The 16185-nt window shown below is 60.4% G+C and carries 18 protein-coding genes; 14 read left to right on the top strand and 4 right to left on the bottom strand.

Annotation, left to right across the window (positions count from 1 at the left end):
- Positions 1 to 210 precede the first annotated feature (210 nt).
- The 5 genes from pdhA to aqpZ all read left to right on the top strand — a co-directional run bounded on the left by pdhA (position 211) and on the right by aqpZ (position 5673).
- A complete protein-coding gene (gene pdhA / locus ACJO3T_RS05965) occupies positions 211 to 1293 on the top strand; it encodes a pyruvate dehydrogenase (acetyl-transferring) E1 component subunit alpha (protein WP_406978062.1) in 1083 nt (360 codons plus the stop codon).
- Positions 1290 to 2318 (top strand): alpha-ketoacid dehydrogenase subunit beta, encoded by a 1029-nt coding sequence (locus tag ACJO3T_RS05960; protein WP_406978061.1) that lies wholly within the window; start codon positions 1290 to 1292, stop codon positions 2316 to 2318. Before pdhA ends, ACJO3T_RS05960 begins: the two co-directional genes overlap by 4 nt.
- Positions 2315 to 3436, top strand: coding sequence for a dihydrolipoamide acetyltransferase family protein (locus ACJO3T_RS05955; RefSeq protein ID WP_406961825.1), 1122 nt, complete (start codon positions 2315 to 2317; stop codon positions 3434 to 3436). Before ACJO3T_RS05960 ends, ACJO3T_RS05955 begins: the two co-directional genes overlap by 4 nt.
- Before the next feature lie 281 nt (positions 3437 to 3717).
- Entirely contained in the window at positions 3718 to 4107 is a 390-nt protein-coding gene (locus ACJO3T_RS05950) for a hypothetical protein (protein ID WP_406978060.1), read from the top strand.
- 876 nt (positions 4108 to 4983) lie between these two features.
- Positions 4984 to 5673, top strand: a complete 690-nt coding sequence (aqpZ, locus tag ACJO3T_RS05945; protein ID WP_406978103.1) for an aquaporin Z — start codon at positions 4984 to 4986, stop codon at positions 5671 to 5673.
- 157 nt (positions 5674 to 5830) lie between these two features.
- Here aqpZ and ACJO3T_RS05940 read toward each other — a convergent pair whose 3' ends face one another.
- Positions 5831 to 6022: a hypothetical protein gene (locus ACJO3T_RS05940; protein ID WP_406978059.1), complete on the bottom strand. Its 192-nt coding sequence runs from the start codon at positions 6020 to 6022 to the stop codon at positions 5831 to 5833.
- Positions 6023 to 6195: 173 nt separating this feature from the next.
- Here ACJO3T_RS05940 and ACJO3T_RS05935 point away from each other — a divergent pair, with 173 nt between their 5' ends.
- From ACJO3T_RS05935 to ACJO3T_RS05915, 5 genes are all read left to right on the top strand, one after another.
- On the top strand, positions 6196 to 6753 hold the full coding sequence (locus tag ACJO3T_RS05935) for a dihydrofolate reductase family protein (protein ID WP_406978058.1): 558 nt from the start codon (positions 6196 to 6198) through the stop codon (positions 6751 to 6753).
- Between the two features lie 278 nt (positions 6754 to 7031).
- Positions 7032 to 7322 (top strand): type II toxin-antitoxin system RelE/ParE family toxin, encoded by a 291-nt coding sequence (locus ACJO3T_RS05930; RefSeq protein ID WP_406978057.1) that lies wholly within the window; start codon positions 7032 to 7034, stop codon positions 7320 to 7322.
- Positions 7309 to 7602, top strand: a complete 294-nt coding sequence (locus ACJO3T_RS05925; protein ID WP_406978056.1) for a HigA family addiction module antitoxin — start codon at positions 7309 to 7311, stop codon at positions 7600 to 7602. Before ACJO3T_RS05930 ends, ACJO3T_RS05925 begins: the two co-directional genes overlap by 14 nt.
- 71 nt (positions 7603 to 7673) lie before the next feature.
- Positions 7674 to 8300 (top strand): DJ-1/PfpI family protein, encoded by a 627-nt coding sequence (locus tag ACJO3T_RS05920; protein WP_406978055.1) that lies wholly within the window; start codon positions 7674 to 7676, stop codon positions 8298 to 8300.
- Positions 8301 to 8526: 226 nt separating this feature from the next.
- Entirely contained in the window at positions 8527 to 10569 is a 2043-nt protein-coding gene (locus ACJO3T_RS05915; RefSeq protein ID WP_406978054.1) for a PhoX family protein, read from the top strand.
- Positions 10570 to 10644: 75 nt separating this feature from the next.
- Here the strand turns inward: ACJO3T_RS05915 and ACJO3T_RS05910 are convergent, their stop codons facing one another.
- The 3 genes from ACJO3T_RS05910 to ACJO3T_RS05900 all read right to left on the bottom strand — a co-directional run bounded on the left by ACJO3T_RS05910 (position 10645) and on the right by ACJO3T_RS05900 (position 12849).
- Positions 10645 to 11700, bottom strand: coding sequence for an NAD(P)-dependent alcohol dehydrogenase (locus ACJO3T_RS05910; RefSeq protein ID WP_406978053.1), 1056 nt, complete (start codon positions 11698 to 11700; stop codon positions 10645 to 10647).
- 201 nt (positions 11701 to 11901) lie between these two features.
- On the bottom strand, positions 11902 to 12459 hold the full coding sequence (locus ACJO3T_RS05905; protein ID WP_406978052.1) for a CBS domain-containing protein: 558 nt from the start codon (positions 12457 to 12459) through the stop codon (positions 11902 to 11904).
- 90 nt (positions 12460 to 12549) lie between these two features.
- Complete coding sequence (locus tag ACJO3T_RS05900) at positions 12550 to 12849, bottom strand: hypothetical protein (RefSeq protein ID WP_406978051.1); 300 nt, start codon at positions 12847 to 12849, stop codon at positions 12550 to 12552.
- Positions 12850 to 13108: 259 nt separating this feature from the next.
- On the opposite strand from ACJO3T_RS05900, the gene ACJO3T_RS05895 reads away from it, so the two are divergent.
- The 4 genes from ACJO3T_RS05895 (at position 13109) to ACJO3T_RS05880 (ending at position 16169) form a co-directional block, all read left to right on the top strand.
- Complete coding sequence (locus tag ACJO3T_RS05895; protein ID WP_406978050.1) at positions 13109 to 13939, top strand: helix-turn-helix domain-containing protein; 831 nt, start codon at positions 13109 to 13111, stop codon at positions 13937 to 13939.
- 40 nt (positions 13940 to 13979) lie between these two features.
- The gene (locus tag ACJO3T_RS05890) at positions 13980 to 14588 is read left to right on the top strand and encodes a LysE family translocator (RefSeq protein ID WP_406961868.1); all 609 of its coding nucleotides are present in this window, start codon (positions 13980 to 13982) and stop codon (positions 14586 to 14588) included.
- Between the two features lie 50 nt (positions 14589 to 14638).
- Positions 14639 to 15190, top strand: a complete 552-nt coding sequence (locus tag ACJO3T_RS05885; protein WP_406978049.1) for a GNAT family N-acetyltransferase — start codon at positions 14639 to 14641, stop codon at positions 15188 to 15190.
- Between the two features lie 76 nt (positions 15191 to 15266).
- Positions 15267 to 16169, top strand: a complete 903-nt coding sequence (locus tag ACJO3T_RS05880; RefSeq protein ID WP_406978048.1) for a hypothetical protein — start codon at positions 15267 to 15269, stop codon at positions 16167 to 16169.
- Positions 16170 to 16185 lie beyond the last annotated feature (16 nt).

Below are 16185 nucleotides of genomic sequence, written 5' to 3'. Positions count from 1 at the left end.
GACGATAGTACATAACGTCTCAGATTCTATTTCGCAGCGAGAACTGTGTCTCGTTTTCGTTGATCAAACTTTCATCATCGACTAAAACCTAAAGGAGTACAGCTAATTCTGTACCCCACGTAAGCCGGTGTGATCCACCGGTCAGTGAACCAACAGCCAGCGTGACCCGACGGCCACAAGCCGGAACGGTGACGGTGTGAGGAGACGGGGATGAAACAACATCACGACTTCACGGTGGTGAGCGCCCGCTATCTGGATGAAGCCGGCCAGCCACTGGACAACCTGCCTGAACTGGCATCGGATACCCCGCGACTGCGGGACGCCTATCGCAACATGGTGCTCACCCGCACCCTCGACCAGAAAATCATTGCCCTGCAGCGTACCGGCAAGTGCGGCACCTATCCCTCGGTGCTCGGCCATGAGGTGATTGGCACCGCCATCGGCCAGTGCATGGACCACCACGACGTGTTCGTACCCTATTACCGGGACCAGGCCACGCAGCTCATCCGCGGTGTCCCCATCGTCAACATGCTGCTCTACTGGGGCGGCGACGAGCGCGGCAGCGCCGGCTGGGAGCGCTGCCCCGAGGACCTGCCCATAGCCGTCCCCATTGCCACCCAGTGCTGCCATGCCGTGGGCATCGCCACCGCCATGCGTATCCGCGACGAAAAACGGGCGGTGCTGGTCACCCTGGGTGACGGAGCCACCTCCAAGGGCGACTTCCTGGAGAGCATCAACCTGGCGGGCGCCTGGCACCTGCCGGTGGTGTTCGTGGTGGCCAACAATCAGTGGGCCATTTCCACGCCCCGGGGCCTGCAGACCGGCAGCGAGACCATCGCCCAGAAGGCCATCAGCGGCGGGCTGCCGGGCCAGATCGTGGACGGCAACGACTATTTCGCCGTCAGTGAGGCGGTGGACCATGCCCTGGAGCGGGCCCATGGCGGCAAGGGCGCGTCGGTGATCGAGGCGGTCACCTACCGCCTGGGGGACCACACCACCGCCGACGATGCCACCCGCTACCGCAGCGCGGAGGAGCTCAAGGCCGCCTGGGAGCAGGACGGTATCAAGCGCTTCCAGAGCTACCTGCACAATGCCGGACTGTGGGACGCCGACCAGGAGAAAGAGTTACAGGCCCACTGCAAGGATATGGTGGAGAAGGCCGTACAGCGGTATCTGGACAAAGCGCCGGAACCACCCACCGCCATGGTGGACTACCTCTTCGATACCCTGCCGACAGCCTTGCAGGGCCAGCGTGAAAAACTCGCCCGCATCGGGCAGGGAGGTAACCCATGAACGCGTCCGTGGAGAAAGCCATCAACCACCAGCAGGGGGATGAAGTGAGCCGCGACGTCACCCTGGTGGAGGCCGTCAACATGGCCCTGGCCCGGGAAATGGAGAACGACGACAACGTGGTGGTGCTGGGGGAGGACATCGCCACCAACGGCGGCGTGTTCCGGGCCACCGTCGGCCTGAAGGAACGCTTCGGCTACAAGCGGGTGATGGACACGCCCCTGGCGGAAACCCTCATCGCCGGCACCGCCGTGGGCCTGGCCACCCAGGGCTTGAAACCGGTGGCGGAGTTCCAGTTCATGGGCTTTATCTACGCCGGCCTGGAGCAGATCATCAGCCACGCCGCCCGCATGCGGAATCGCACCCGGGGCCGGCTGCATTGCCCCATTGTCTATCGCGCGCCCTTCGGCGGTGGCATCCATGCCCCGGAACACCACAGCGAGAGTACCGAGGCCCTGTTCGCCCACATCCCCGGCCTGCGGGTGGTGATCCCCAGTTCCCCGCAACGGGCCTACGGGTTACTGCTGGCGGCCATCCGCAACCCGGATCCGGTGATCTTCCTGGAGCCCAAGCGCATCTACCGGGCCGTCACCCAGACCGTGAAGGACAACGGCGATGCGCTGCCGCTGGACACCTGTTTCACCCTGCGGGAAGGGGACGACGTCACCCTGATCAGCTGGGGCGCCTCTATCATGGAAACCCTGCAGGCCGCCGACCGGCTGGCGGAGCAGGGGGTATCCGCGGAGGTGATCGACGTGGCCACCATCAGCCCCCTGGACCGGGAAACCCTGCTGTGCTCCGTGGCCAAGACCGGTCGCGCGGTGATTATCCACGAGGCCTGCCGTAACGGCGGCTTCGGCGCGGAAGTGGCGGCCAGCATTGCCGAGGGCGCCTTCCTGGACCTGCAGGCGCCGGTGGTTCGCGTTACCGGCTACGACACCGTCATGCCGTACTACCGCAATGAGGCCCATTATCTGCCGAAGACGGAAGACATCGTCCAGGCGGTGGAGGAGGTGATCGCACTATGAAGTACTTCAAGCTACCCGACCTGGGCGAAGGCCTGCCGGAAGCGGAAATCGTGGAATGGCATGTGAAGGTGGGCGATACCGTGGAAGTGGACCAGACCCTGGTCAGCGTGGAAACCGCCAAGGCCATCGTGGAAGTGCCGTCACCGGAGGCCGGTGTGATCGCCAAGCTGTTCGGCGAGGCCGGCGACATCATCCACACCGGTGAACCCCTGATGGCGTTCGAGGGGGAGGGGGATGACAGCGGCACAGTAGTAGGAGAGCTAAAGGGCTCCGATAAAGGTGAGGAAGGCAGCCAGGAGGACCAGTTCATCATCGGCGCCGCCCCCTCCAGCAAACGGGCCAGGGCCAACCGCGCCACCCCGGGCGTGCGGGCCCTGGCCGAGCGCCTGGGCGTCAGCCTGGAAGCCATCAAGGGCAGCGGCCCCGGCGGGCTGATCACCAACGACGACGTGCACCGCCAGGCCAGCCACCAGAAACAGCTCGGCGAAGCCGAAGGCCTGCGTGGCCCCCGGCGCACCATGGCCAAGAACATGGCCCTGTCCCACGCCCAGGTGGTGCCGGTGTCCATCTTCGAGGACGCCGATATCCACGACTGGCCGAAGGGCACCGACATCACCATGCGCCTGGTGCAGGCCATCGCCCACGCCTGCGAGGCCAGCCCGGCCCTGAACTGCTGGTTCGACGGCGACAACCTCAGCCGCCGCCTGCTGGACGAAGTGCACATCGGCATCGCCGTGGACACCCCGGACGGCCTGTTCGTCCCGGTGCTGCGGGACGTCAACCACCGCACCATGGACGACCTGCGAAAAGGCCTGGAAAACCTCCGCGAAGCCGTCGCCACCCGCAAGATCCCACCCCAGGAAATGCAGGGCGCCACCATCACTCTGTCCAACTTCGGCACCATGACCGGCCAGTACGCGAACCCCATCGTCAGCCCTCCCCAGGTGGCGATTGTCGGCGCCGGCAAGATCCGGGAGAAGGTCGTGCCTCACGAGGGTAAACCAGCGGTGCGGCGAATCATGCCCCTGTCCGTAACCTTTGATCACCGGTCCGCAACCGGGGGAGAGGCTGCGCGGTTTATGGCGGGGTTGGTGGATTCGTTGCAGAGCGTGCCGTGATGCGGAGCGACCCTTGACCCAGGCCCCGCCCCGGCGGGGCTTTTTCGTTTGAGGCAGGGTAAAGATTGGTGTAAGTTGAATTCATTAAAAAATATTTAATGATTGGGCGGTAAAAGGAATACGCCAGATGATTGCGGAGATTCTTTGGCTGGACCTGTAAGTCATTTTTATTTTTGAATGTTTTTTAAGTGCGCAAGCGGTTCATTTTGCAATAATGAAGCGGTCAGATTTTTACAATCATAAAGAGGTCTATTTAACTGCTGTTATGCATCGGGACAAGTATGAGCACTAAGCCTATTCTTGAGAGTGATTTTTACCATGACGGAAGAGGCCCTGAGCTTCAAAGAGTCGTGTGGAAACTAAGGGGAGCTGTCCTCGTCGGCTTCGAGTATTTCAATCCTGACGATAAATATGTCCCTGACAATTTGAAGCACTTGGTGTTAGAAGGAGTTGAGGCGTATAGCATGGCCTCTGAAGAGGTACACGGTAGCATTCTGGTCACTGGAGATAGTAGAGTAGCGATATTTGAGGTTATGGATTCCAAGTGGCTGGCCTCACTAAATCAAGCGCACCTTTCTGATTGCACGCACTACCAGGTGATGTTCTACGACGAAGTCTTTGACCTGGTATGTAGAGGCATAAAGTCAGGCTTTGGACATATCAATGTATAACAAGTGACTGTGGTGTCAATTCCGTAAATTAGGCCATTTTTTCACGCCACGGATCCTGGTTTTTCATCATGGTATTGAGCACCGCAATCATCTTTCTCATGCAGGCAATGAGGGCAACTTTCGGTATCTTCCCCTAGGCTTTCAGGCGCTCGTAGAATCGCTGTAAGCGGTCCACGAACCTCATCTTAACCACCTGACCGGAATTCGCCAGACTGCAAGCCTCTGATGAAGGAGGCTGACCATGAACCATCAACTGATCTCATCCCAAGCCTTCTGGTTGGGACACTTGTACCACGTGCATGCATTAGGTCAGAGCCTGAGTGCCTATACTCAGGAACAGGGACTCAGCTTTGCGGACTTGATGACCTGGCGACGCTGCTTACGCACTTCAAAGGCCGTTTTCTGCAATGCCGGCATAGCCTGAAGAAGCACCAATGCATCCAAAACTCCCGCATCAGCCAATCGCCGGAATGGCTCTGGCCGCCAGGTCTGATTCTCTTTCGCAAACACACGTCTCGAGCTATACCGACTGGATGACGCACCGGGTAGACAGTCTGCAGTGCAAAGAGATCTACAGTCATCGAATGTCGGTGGCGGAACCGGTATTTGCAACATTGGCACCACAAAATGGTTAACCGCTTCAGTCTGCGGGAAAGGAAGTAGGTGCAGGGCCAGTGGCAGCTATACTGCCTGATGCACACTGTTGAGAAACCGGCCAATAAAAGGAGACTGAGCGGATATTGCCGACAGCAAAAAATGCACCTGCCAGAGGTGGGTGATCAAAGAACAACTGCAGTGGTTGGTGGAAACGGCCCGGAATCGAGTTTTTCTACAGCCTTGTTGGACAGGATGGTCAACAATACGAAGGAGGACAGTATGAAGAAATATAGCGCAGAGTTCTTTGGAACATTCTGGCTGGTTCTTGGTGGATGCGGCAGCGCCGTTTTAGCGGCTGCGTTCCCGGATGTTGGCATTGGCCTGCTTGGCGTGGCACTGGCGTTTGGTCTGACCGTGCTCACTATGGCCTTCGCCATCGGGCATATATCTGGCTGTCACCTCAACCCGGCCGTTTCTTTTGGTCTCTGGGCCGGTGGTCGCTTTCCCGCAAAAGAGCTGCTGCCCTACATTGTTGCGCAGGTCTTGGGCGGGGTTGTAGCAGGGGGCGTTCTGTATCTTATTGCTTCCGGTAAGCCAGGCTTTGATTTATCCGCCGGCTTTGCCTCAAATGGATACGGTGCCCACTCGCCTGGCGGGTATAGTTTGCTGGCAGCCCTGATAACTGAAGTGGTCATGACCATGATGTTTCTCCTTGTCATTATGGGCGCTACTGACAAACGGGCACCACAGGGTTTCGCACCGATTGCCATTGGTTTGTGCCTGACTCTCATCCATTTGATTAGCATCCCGGTTACAAACACCTCGGTGAATCCTGCACGCAGTACGGGCGTTGCTGTGTTTGTAGGCGATTGGGCGATTTCACAGCTTTGGCTTTTCTGGGTAGCTCCGATAATTGGCGGTATGCTCGGTGCGGCGATCTATCGGTTTATCGGTAGTGAAGAAAACTAAGCAGGAAAATGCCCAGCACATATGAGCCTTCTCGGAATCAATAGGCAATAGTCATTTTTTGGGGCAGCGCCAGCGGCCAATCGTGAACCCATGAGCGAGAACGCCTGCTTCGCTAGTCTCGCGGGGCTGTCAGGCACTCGGGAAAATCGGGACAGATTTATGTTCTGGGCCGTCCGGGTGGCCTGGCTTTGATGCGGAAGCCAATAAGGCGCTCGACCTCCTCGATGAAGCGGTCGCCGCTCTTCAGCTTGTTTTTGTCGATGGCAGCCTGTATCGCCAGAAAATAAATCTGTCCCGGTTTTCGGTCCTGGAGATAAAATGCTACTGAACCACTTAACCAATCAATCAAGTTCGTTCCGGCCCTCTGGGCCTGCACCGGACGCCCTTTACGCTGCGCTCCAAGGGCGCCGCTTATTTTCGCGTTAGGCGACACAAGGTGAGTGCCTCGCGACTTGGACTTGGGCTTGTGCCTTTGGAGCCAGACGACGAGCGGCTCGTCACAAATCTAGAACGGAGGACACAATGGGACTCTTGACCTTCAGCATCAACGCCACCCTGGACGGCTGCGTCGATCACGAGGAAGGAATTGCTGACGACGAGACACACGCCTTCTTCACCCGCCTCATGGACGAGAGCGGGGCCATGCTGTGGGGCCGGGTCACCTACGAGATGATGGAGGGCTACTGGCCAGCGGTCGCCCGCGGCGACGCGGAGGCACCGCCAGCGATGCGCGAGTGGGCGGTCAAGCTGGAGGCCAAACCGAAGTACGTGGCTTCCTCGACGCGAAAGGACTTCCCGTGGGCCAACAGCCACCCTATCTCCGGCGACCTACGCACGGCCGTACAGAAACTCAAAGACGCGACCCCGAACGGCGTACTTCTCGGCAGCGGCAAGCTCGCGACCGAACTGGATCGGCTGGATCTGATCGACGAGTACCAGTTGCTCGTCCATCCCAGGATCGCCGGCCACGGCCCGACTCTGTACGAGAGCGGGCTGCCCAGCACGCGACGGCTCGAGTTGATCTTGGTGAAGCCGCTCCGCAATGGCGCGGTTGCCATGCACTACCGACGCGCGCGCTGACTGGGAGATTGTCATGTCACCTAACAAGTGACTGTGGTGTCAAACTTGGACTCCCGCCGCTTTGCGGCTTCAAGCTGGCGCGTGAACCGGCGTTAAGGCTCCGAGTTACCCACCACCGAATAGTAGACACCGTAACCATCCCCTAAAATCGGCGCTCTGATCGATCGCTGACGCATAAAACCGGTTGCAGCGGATGGTCTGCTACGCAGCCTCCGGGCGGGGAGTCATAATGTCTAAGCTCCATTGTTGCGCGATGCGCAACATGCTGCCATCCTCTCATGATTAAATCATTCCGTCACAAAGGACTGAAACGGTTCTACTCGACCGGCAGCACCGCAGGCATACAGCCTGACCACGCCAGGAAACTGCGTATGCAGTTGGCTGCTCTGGATACCGCCACTTCGGTGGAGGACATGGATATCCCTGGCTTTCGGCTTCATCCATTGAGGGGAAAGACAAAGGGCGTTGGTCGGTTCGGGTTAACGGTAATTGGCGCATGGCGTTCGAATTTCAGGACGGCAACGCCTACATTCTTGATTATGAGGATTATCACTGATGGCCATGCATAATCCGCCGCATCCTGGTGAATTCATTCGGGAAGTGTACCTGGAGCCTTTCGGTATCAGTGCCCGTCAGCTTGCGTCCAGTCTGGGGGTTTCACCCTCCACGTTGTCTCGGCTGCTCAAAGGGGATAGTGGTATTAGCCCGGAGATGTCTCTTCGGCTATCCAGGGTTCTCGGGCGTAGTCCTGAAAGCTGGTTGGCGATGCAGGATATCTACGATCTTTGGGTGGCCCGCAATACGGTCAATCTGGATGGAATTCATCCCCTGGACTTCGAAGCAGCTTAGCCAGTGGCTGTGTAACCGTCCCCTGCCTGCTGCACCACCCTGGGGAAGGGTGGCTCTGAAAGGAGAAAACCATGAACTTCGGAATCGTCATCTTCGACCAGGCTGAAGAACTTGATTTTGTGGGTCCGTGGGAGATGGTCACCATGTGGAGCCGGTTTGCCGATGGGCCGGAGGAGTGCCTGCTGGTTGCCGAGAAACCAGGGCCCGTGACCTGCGCAAAGGGCATGTCGGTCAATCCGCACACCACCTTTGCGGAATGCCCCCCGCTTGACTATCTGCTGGTGCCGGGCGGTGAAGGAACACGGCGGGAAGTGTCGAATCCGGAGATGCTGTCCTTTGTTTCGACCCAGGCCCAGAGTGCCAGGGCTGTTCTCTCGGTGTGCACCGGGTCGTTTGTGCTGCATGCGGCCTCGCTTCTTTCCGGCAAGCGCGCGACAACACACTGGCGCTCCCTGGACAGGTTGCGGGCGTTGGGGGATGTGGACGTCCTGGAGCAGCGTTATGTGCAGGACGGAACGGTCTGGTCGTCTGCCGGGGTCTCCGCCGGCACCGATATGGTGCTGGCCTTTATCGCTGAGGTTGCGGGTGAGGCGGCGGCTGGCAAGGTTCAGTTTGGTGCCGAGTATTACCCGTCCACCAGAAAGTACGGGGGCTTCGAGGAACACGCGAAAGCGCCAGCGTATGTGAGAAGCTCCTGAGGTCTGCGGTTTCGGAACACGCCGGAAGTCACGCCCCTGCTGCAGCCTCAGGACAGGCTACCCACGACTCATCCACTTTTGATGTTTATGTGAACGTTTTTTTATCTGTAGATCAGACACATAGCATTCATCGTAACGAAACGTAACCGTCACGGTACCGTCAACTAATTCTCTCATCCTGCCAAGGCTATCAACATCACAACCATGGCCGCGAGAGAGAATAAAGATGGACCAGAAACACTACAGTATTGAACACATTACCGGTGACCACGAGCACGAGCCGGTGGTCAACCATTCCGGCAACCGTCCCTTCCAGTCCGTGCTGTCTGCACGTATGGAGCGCCGTACCGTGATGAAGGGCGGCGTGGGCGCCGCGCTGGCGAGCCTGATGGGGGTGTCTGCGCTTGGCCTGGTGGGCTGTTCCAGTGACGACGATGACGATGATAGCGCGGAGCAGCCCGGCGACGGTTCCTCCGGTGGCTCGGTGACCCTGGGCTTCGAGGCGGTTATGCCGTCTACTGCCAATGAAATTGTGGTGCCAGCCGGCTACACGGCTACGGTATTCCTGCCCTGGGGCACCCCGATTACCGGCGGCTATCCCGAGTTCCAGCCGGACGGCACCAACACCGGAGCCCAGCAGGAAGAGCAGGTGGGCATGCACCACGACGGTATGACCTTCTACCCGATCGACGTCAAGACCGGCGGCAACAGCTCCGAGGAAGGGCTGCTGGTGATGAACCACGAGTACATCGACATTGACGCCCTGCACCAGAATGGTCCGACCGTTGATGCCGGCGTTCGCACGGTAACCGATGAGGTGCGCAAGGAAATCGCCGCCCACGGGGTCAGTGTCTGCCATATCCGGAAAACCGACGACGTCTGGGACCTGGTGTTCGGCAGCGAATACAACCGCCGCATCACCGGTGCCACCGGGATGGACATCCGCGGGCCGCTGCGTGGCCACGACAAGCTGGTCACCGCCTACAGCAATGATGCCACCGCCACCCGCGGCACCCTGAATAACTGCTCCATGGGCCCGACACCCTGGAACACCTACCTGGCTGCCGAAGAGAACTGGCACGGCTACTTCAAGAACGACGATACCCCGCTGCCCCGGGAGCATGCCCGCCATGGCATTGGTACCGGCACACGCTACGCCTGGGAAACCGCCACGGGCGGCACCAACGGCGAGTATGAGCGGTTCAATGCCACCAGCGTTGAGGCGTCCGCGGACCTGGACTATCGCCACGAGCCGAACACCTACGGCTACATGGTGGAAATCGACCCGTTCGCGCCGGAGTCCCGCCCGCAGAAGCGCACCGCGCTGGGACGCTTCGGCCACGAGGGCGTTATCTTCGCCCCCGCCACCGAAGGCGAACCGGTGGTGTGCTATTCCGGTGACGACAGCCGTTTCGAGTATATCTACAAGTTCGTGTCCGCCCAGCCGTACCACGCCGACACCGCCAGCGGTGACCTGCTGGACGAGGGCACCCTGTACGTGGCCCGCTTCAACGAGGATGGCACCGGTGACTGGCTGGCACTGTCCCTGGACGATGCGGATTTCGTCAGCGCGATGAACGCGGCCGTCGGCACCCAGGTGGGCGATATCCAGTTCGATACTCCCTTCGCCGACCAGGGCGAAGTGCTGCTGAACACCCGCCTGGCCGCCGACATCATGGGCGCCACCCCCATGGACCGCCCGGAGTGGGGCGCCGTGGATCCCAACACCGGCGAGGTGTACTTCACCCTGACCAACAACACCCAGCGGACTGAAGACCAGGTCAACGCCGCCAACCCCAATGCCAACAATGAGACCGGTCATATCATTCGCTGGAGCGAGGATGGTGGGGATTACGCCGCCACCAGCTTCCAGTGGGATATCTTTGTGTTTGCTGGCGTGGCTGGTACCGAGACGGTAGTGGACGGCGAAGCCGTGGTGACGCTGGACGAAAGCAATATCTTCAACAGCCCGGATGGCCTCTGGTTTGACGGCAGCGGTCGTCTCTGGATCCAGACCGACGGAAGTGATGCGGCGCCCTACCAGAACAACATGATGCTGGCTGCCAACCCGGAGACCCGTGAGATCAAGCGGTTCTTCGTTGGCCCGGTGGGCTGCGAGGTCACCGGTGTGACCAGCACGCCGGACCAGACCAGCATGTTCGTGGGCATCCAGCACCCGGAAAGCTGGCCGGCCGGTTCTGCCGCAGGCCATCCCCGTTCATCGGCGGTGCTGGTGACAAAGGATGACGGTGGCGTGATCGGCGCCTGATAGCCTACCGTCGCAAGAAAAAAGCCGGCCCCCGTGGCCGGCTTTCTCGTTGGCGGCTTGGTCAGGAAAACGCCTTCAGTCGTCCTTCAACGACTTCATATCAATCACGAACCGATATTTCACGTCGCCCCGCTTCATGCGCTCATAGGCGTCGTTGATGTTGTGGATATCCAGCATCTCGATATCGCACCCGATGTCGTGCTCCGCGCAGAAATCCAGCACCTCCTGGGTTTCCGGCATGCCGCCGATCAGTGACCCGGTGAGGATGCGGCGCTTGCCGATCAGGTTCCGTGAATGCACCGTGGGCTCGATGGGTTCGATCATGCCCACCAGGATGTGGGTGCCGTCCACCTTCAGGGTTTCCAGGTAGGGGTTCAGGTCGTGGTGGACCGGGATGGTATCCAGCAGGAAGTCGAAGTTCAGTGCCACTGCCGCCATCTGGTCCGGGTCTGTGGAGACGACCACGTGGTCGGCCCCCTGTTTCCTGGCCTCCGCCACTTTGCTTTCGGAGCGGGTGAAAATGGTGACCTCGGCCCCCAGGGCCCTGGCGAACTTGACGCCCATATGACCCAGGCCGCCCATGCCCAGCACCCCGACCTTGTGGCCCGGGCCCACGCCAAAGTGCTTCAGCGGTGAATAGGTGGTGATGCCGGCACAGAGCAGGGGCGCGGCGGTGGCCGGGTCCAGTTGTTCGGGCACCCGGACCACAAAACGGTCGCTGACCACGATGCGCTCGGAGTAGCCGCCGTAGGTGCGCAGGCCATCGTGGCGGTCGGTGCCGTTGTAGGTGGGGGTCATGCCTTCCCGGCAGTACTGTTCAAGGCCCTGTTCGCAGGAGGAACACTGACGGCAGGAATCCACCATGCAACCAACGCCGACCCGGTCTCCCACCTGGAACCCGCTGACATCACTGCCAACGGCGGTGACGCGCCCGATGATCTCATGACCGGGTACCACCGGGTACAGGGTGCGGCCCCAGTCGTTCTGGGCAAAGTGGATATCGGTGTGGCAGACACCGCAGTAGTCGATCTCGATGGAGACATCGTCCGGTCGGGGCGTTCGGGGCTGGAAACCGAAAGGCGCCAGTCCGGAGGTTTCCGATTGGGCCGCGTAGGCTTTCACATCTGACATGGTTGTCCTCATTTTTTGGTTTTTGGCGGACGGGGTTGGAACCATCCAATCTCGCATGTGCCCGCAGTCCTGTAAAGGATGGCAATAGGGGGCACCGGGAGTGCGTTGCATTCAGGGAAGGTGTGGCACGGCTGCCGATCAACAGCCGTGCGGCGGCCCGTTCAGGCCAGGCCGGCAGGCATGACACCTGCCGGCTGATCATCAATGGACGGCGCTGAACACCCGGAAGAAATCCGACCGGTCCTGGATATCGATCGGCAACCGGAGTTTCCGGGAGATGTCGCTGGAGGAGAAAATTCCCCGCACCGAGTGGGTATGCTGGTCGACCACCAGGCAGTGTTGCTGGCGATAGTCCTTGAGCAGGGTGACGACATCGCCAATGGTGGCTTTGGCCACCTCGTCAATACCCATTGCCATCAGTTCGCCCTTGGGGACCATCAGGTCCGTTACCGCGATGTCGCTACGGGAATAACCCTCGGCAACCTTCTGCACGATCTTGCGCTCGGCAAGGTCGTCGGAGCTGATAACGCCAACAAACCGGTCGGCCTCGTCCACCACGAACTTCAGGCGAACGTGGGTGCGGATCATCATTTCCCGGGCCTGGACCGCGGTGACCGAGGCGTCGATCACCAGCGGCTGGACCAGGCTGAAGTCGGTGAAGAACTCCAGCGCGGGTGTTTCCAGGGATACGCTGGAGGTGCCATGGGGCGACGCCAGCTCGTCGACGCTGGAAACGGGGTAAAGGGTCAGTTTCTTCATGGAGACCACTCCTGATTTCTCGACCAGGCCCCTATGGGCCTGACATAACGGATTGGGTCAGGTGCGGGCAGGGCCCCGTCCTGTTGTGCGTTAAATCCGGTGGTCGAGAAAGGGAGGGGCGCGAATGCGGTGGTTGTCCTGGAAGTCTGTACCGGTTTCGGAAACCAGTACCTGTTGGTGGGGCGTACCGGAGGCAAGTGTCAGGGCTTCGAAGCCGGGCGATAGCACGGCATCGCCGGTATCCGTAGCGGGCTCTTTATCCCTGTCGACATCCAGTTGATGCGCGGTGTCAGCCCAGCCGGTGTCGGAGACAATACGATCCTGCCCCGTAGCAGGGCCGGCGGCCAGCAACACGATAAGCAGTAACAGTATGCGCACTACGGTTTCCATGCCCGGTTCTAATGATCAAACGGGACATCAGCGGCCACTATGGGGCCACAATGTCCGGCCATGACACTGATATTAGTCAAAACTTATCGTTAGTATGTCACTCTGTTTGCGGGCACGGAAGCGGGGCGGTATCCGTTATATCCGAAACTGACGCCCGACCGCCCACTCAGCAATATTGTCCAAGCAAGCCAACCGGGATGGCGTTAGAGTATCGGTACGTCGGGGCTGATAGGGCCCGGAAACAGGCCGGGAGAGCGTTGTGGAACAGGACAGCCAGTTTCAGTTCATCAAGAGCGAGCACTTGCCGGAGGTGACTGCCCTGCAGGCGGCCATGGACGGGTTTACCTATGACAAGCATGCCCACGAGGAATACGCCTTTGGCGTGACACTCAGTGGCCGGCAGGATTTCTTCAGCAGTGGCGCCTTCCACCGCAGCACCCCCGGCAATGTGATCCAGCTCAATCCGGATGAGGTTCATGACGGCCACTCCGGTGTCGAGGAACCGCTGAGCTACGTCATGCTGTACATCCACCCGCGCCAGATCGAGCCACTGCTTGCGGAGGCGGCGGGTGTCAGTTCCACGGGGGACCTGCGCATGCGCGAGACGCTGATGCAGGATCCGGTCCTTCGCAACCACATCCTGGAGCTGGTGCGGCTGATTGCCAGCGGGGTGGGCAGCCGCATCGAACAGGAACACCTGCTCTACCAGATGGCCTCCCGCGTGGTGCAGCGGGTGGGGCGCTATCAGCCGGATGAACGGGTCCGCCGTGCCGACCGGCTGCTTGTGCATGCCAAGGCGTTCATCCACGAGAATGTGGATGCGGACCTGTCCCTGGACGACCTGAGCGAGGCGGCGAACCTGTCCAAGTACCACTTCGTACGGCTGTTCCGGCGGCAGTATGGCATTACCCCGCACCAGTACCTGATCAACTGCCGCATCAACGCGGCGCGATCAGCGCTGGAGACGGGCGCGTCCCTGGGCGATGTGGTCTACCGCTATGGCTTCTCCGACCTGAGCCACTTCAACCGGCGCTTCAAGCGTATCTATGGCATGACTCCTAAGCAGTACCAGGCAAGTGTCATTGCCTAGGTAACACCCGCGTCTCGCAGACATCCCAAGGGTAAACACCATGATTGAGATAATCGCCTATGCCGTGGGCGTGATGTACACGCCTGGGCCCGTGAACCTGCTTGGCCTGAATGCCGGCATCAATGGCCAGTGCCGTGGATCGGTCGGATTCTTCGTGGGGGTGGGGAGCGCCATGCTGATCCTGTTCCTGCTGTTCGGCTGGGTCGGGACATCACTGGTGTCGGGGCATGGATTGATGGTGGTCAGTGTGCTGGGCTGCAGCTATATCCTCTACCTGGCCATCAGGATCCTGCGGGCCACCGTGGATACGGACGCGGTGGGCCCGGGCACCCGGGCGCTGCGTTTCCGCGAGGGGTTGGCCATGCAGCTGCTCAATCCCAAGGGTGTTGTGGCGACCCTGCCCATTGCCACCATCCAGTTTCCCGGCGCCGGTATCCAGGGCGCCAGCCTGGTGTTCTGGTCGGTGGTGCTGTCGGTCCTGGCCATTGGCGCGCCCGGTAGTTATTCCCTGGCCGGGGCATTGTTGGGTAGCCGTATCCGGAACCCGGTTTTCTTCCGCTGGTTCAACCGGGGGATGGCGGTGCTGCTGATTTACGTGGCCGTTGCCATCGGGTATGAATATATAGCCCTGCCAGTGATCCATGGGTAGGAGACCATGCGAAATCGCTGAACCCATCTGCACCAGAGTCGTCAGGAATCATGCCTGCAACCATCCAGACCCAACGCCTGCACCTTCGTCAGTGGAAACCGGAAGACCGTGAGCCCTTTGCTGCATTGAACGTCGATCCGGAGGTCATGCGCTATTTCCCCTCCCCGCTGACTCGGGCGCAAAGTGATGCCATGGCGGATAAGTGCGAGGCGTTGATACAGGAACAGGGGTGGGGGTTCTGGGCACTGGAAAGCAGGCCGGCCGGGCGGTTCCTGGGATTTGTGGGATTGAATAGGCCCCAGGCGGACCTGCCCTTCAATCCGTGTGTGGAGATCGGCTGGCGGCTGGTACGCTCCGCCTGGGGGCAGGGTTACGCCACGGAGGCGGCCCGGGCGGCCTTGGCATTCGGGTTTGATGAACTGAACCTGCCGGAAATCGTGTCGTTCACGGCTGTTCTCAATACCCGCTCGGAAGCGGTGATGAAACGCCTGGGAATGGTGCGTGACCGAACCACATTCGGGCACCCGGCCGTACCGGTGGGTTCACCCCTGCGGGAGCACTGCCTGTACCGGACGGTTCCCACTGGAAAAATGCGGCCCTGAGGGGCACCCGCCTGCACGGGCCACCCTGGCACCGTTGATGCATCCATGGATGAGAGCATCCAGCGGGAGGGCAGGTATGGCCAGAGGGAATATCGTTTACAGGGCGTATCACAGGATATACCGGTATCTCCGGGTCCGGTTGCTGGTGGGCAGGCTGAGGCTGGGGCAGTTCCGGGCGTTCCACGGGAACGAAGCCGCCAACCTGGTGGTCAGCCTGACGTCGTTTCCCGCCAGGATCGATGATGTGTGGATCACCATCGAGTCCATCTTCCAGCAGCACTACAAACCTTCCCGGGTGGTGCTGGTCCTGGCGGAACCGGAGTTCCCGGGCAGGAGGCTGCCCAGGTCCATCGAACGTCAGGTGGCGCGGGGACTTGAAATACTGTGGGTGCCGCACAACACGAGGAGCTACAAGAAACTGCTGCCGGTCCGGCACAAGTACCCGGACAGCGCCATCGTTACCCTGGATGACGACATTATCTACGAGCCCTGGCGCTTGGGACGACTGGGGGCGCATTCCCGGGAACATCCCGGCAGTATCATCGGTTTCCGGGGGCGGGAAGTCTGTCTGCGGGACGTTGCCGGCTTCCGGCCCTATATGGACTGGCCGTTGGCCACGTTGAACACACCTCCCTACCGGACGTTGCTCACCGGTGTTGGCGGTATCCTGTATCCGCCGGGGGTGATGGACGGGGATATGCTGTTTGATATGGCGTCGGCCCAGGAGCTTGCGCCCACGGCGGATGATATCTGGTTCTGGGCGGTTGCCCTGTCTTCCGGCGTTCCGGTGCGCTGCCTGGGCTACCAGGAGCATATCGCCATCCGGATGAATGACATCGAGAATTCACTGCAGAAGATCAACTGTGATGAAGGGCGCAATGACCGGCAGCTGGCGGCGGTGGCCAATGCCTATAATCTCTGGGACAGGCTGACAGCAGGCAGTGCGGCCCACGATGTCGGCACCGGACAGGCGCAGTGATCCGTGGCACCTGAAG

It is taken from the genome of Marinobacter shunpengi (genome assembly GCF_045449715.1).
Classification (GTDB): domain Bacteria; phylum Pseudomonadota; class Gammaproteobacteria; order Pseudomonadales; family Oleiphilaceae; genus Marinobacter.
Note: the sequence above shows the minus strand (reverse complement) of the source record. Positions and strands in the feature narration are given on the sequence as shown.

Bases quoted from the DNA above. Each gene is read 5' to 3' on its own strand.
- aqpZ (WP_406978103.1), top strand. From the start codon at position 4,984: ATGAAGAAATATAGCGCAGAGTTCTTTGGAACATTCTGGCTGGTTCTT.
- ACJO3T_RS05920 (WP_406978055.1), top strand. From the start codon at position 7,674: ATGAACTTCGGAATCGTCATCTTCGACCAGGCTGAAGAACTTGATTTT.
- ACJO3T_RS05880 (WP_406978048.1), top strand. From the start codon at position 15,267: ATGGCCAGAGGGAATATCGTTTACAGGGCGTATCACAGGATATACCGG.
- ACJO3T_RS05905 (WP_406978052.1), bottom strand. From the start codon at position 12,459: ATGAAGAAACTGACCCTTTACCCCGTTTCCAGCGTCGACGAGCTGGCG.
- ACJO3T_RS05955 (WP_406961825.1), top strand. From the start codon at position 2,315: ATGAAGTACTTCAAGCTACCCGACCTGGGCGAAGGCCTGCCGGAAGCG.
- pdhA (WP_406978062.1), top strand. From the start codon at position 211: ATGAAACAACATCACGACTTCACGGTGGTGAGCGCCCGCTATCTGGAT.
- ACJO3T_RS05925 (WP_406978056.1), top strand. From the start codon at position 7,309: ATGGCCATGCATAATCCGCCGCATCCTGGTGAATTCATTCGGGAAGTG.
- ACJO3T_RS05950 (WP_406978060.1), top strand. From the start codon at position 3,718: ATGAGCACTAAGCCTATTCTTGAGAGTGATTTTTACCATGACGGAAGA.
- ACJO3T_RS05910 (WP_406978053.1), bottom strand. From the start codon at position 11,700: ATGTCAGATGTGAAAGCCTACGCGGCCCAATCGGAAACCTCCGGACTG.
- ACJO3T_RS05915 (WP_406978054.1), top strand. From the start codon at position 8,527: ATGGACCAGAAACACTACAGTATTGAACACATTACCGGTGACCACGAG.
- ACJO3T_RS05960 (WP_406978061.1), top strand. From the start codon at position 1,290: ATGAACGCGTCCGTGGAGAAAGCCATCAACCACCAGCAGGGGGATGAA.
- ACJO3T_RS05935 (WP_406978058.1), top strand. From the start codon at position 6,196: ATGGGACTCTTGACCTTCAGCATCAACGCCACCCTGGACGGCTGCGTC.
- ACJO3T_RS05885 (WP_406978049.1), top strand. From the start codon at position 14,639: ATGCCTGCAACCATCCAGACCCAACGCCTGCACCTTCGTCAGTGGAAA.
- ACJO3T_RS05890 (WP_406961868.1), top strand. From the start codon at position 13,980: ATGATTGAGATAATCGCCTATGCCGTGGGCGTGATGTACACGCCTGGG.
- ACJO3T_RS05900 (WP_406978051.1), bottom strand. From the start codon at position 12,849: ATGGAAACCGTAGTGCGCATACTGTTACTGCTTATCGTGTTGCTGGCC.
- ACJO3T_RS05930 (WP_406978057.1), top strand. From the start codon at position 7,032: ATGATTAAATCATTCCGTCACAAAGGACTGAAACGGTTCTACTCGACC.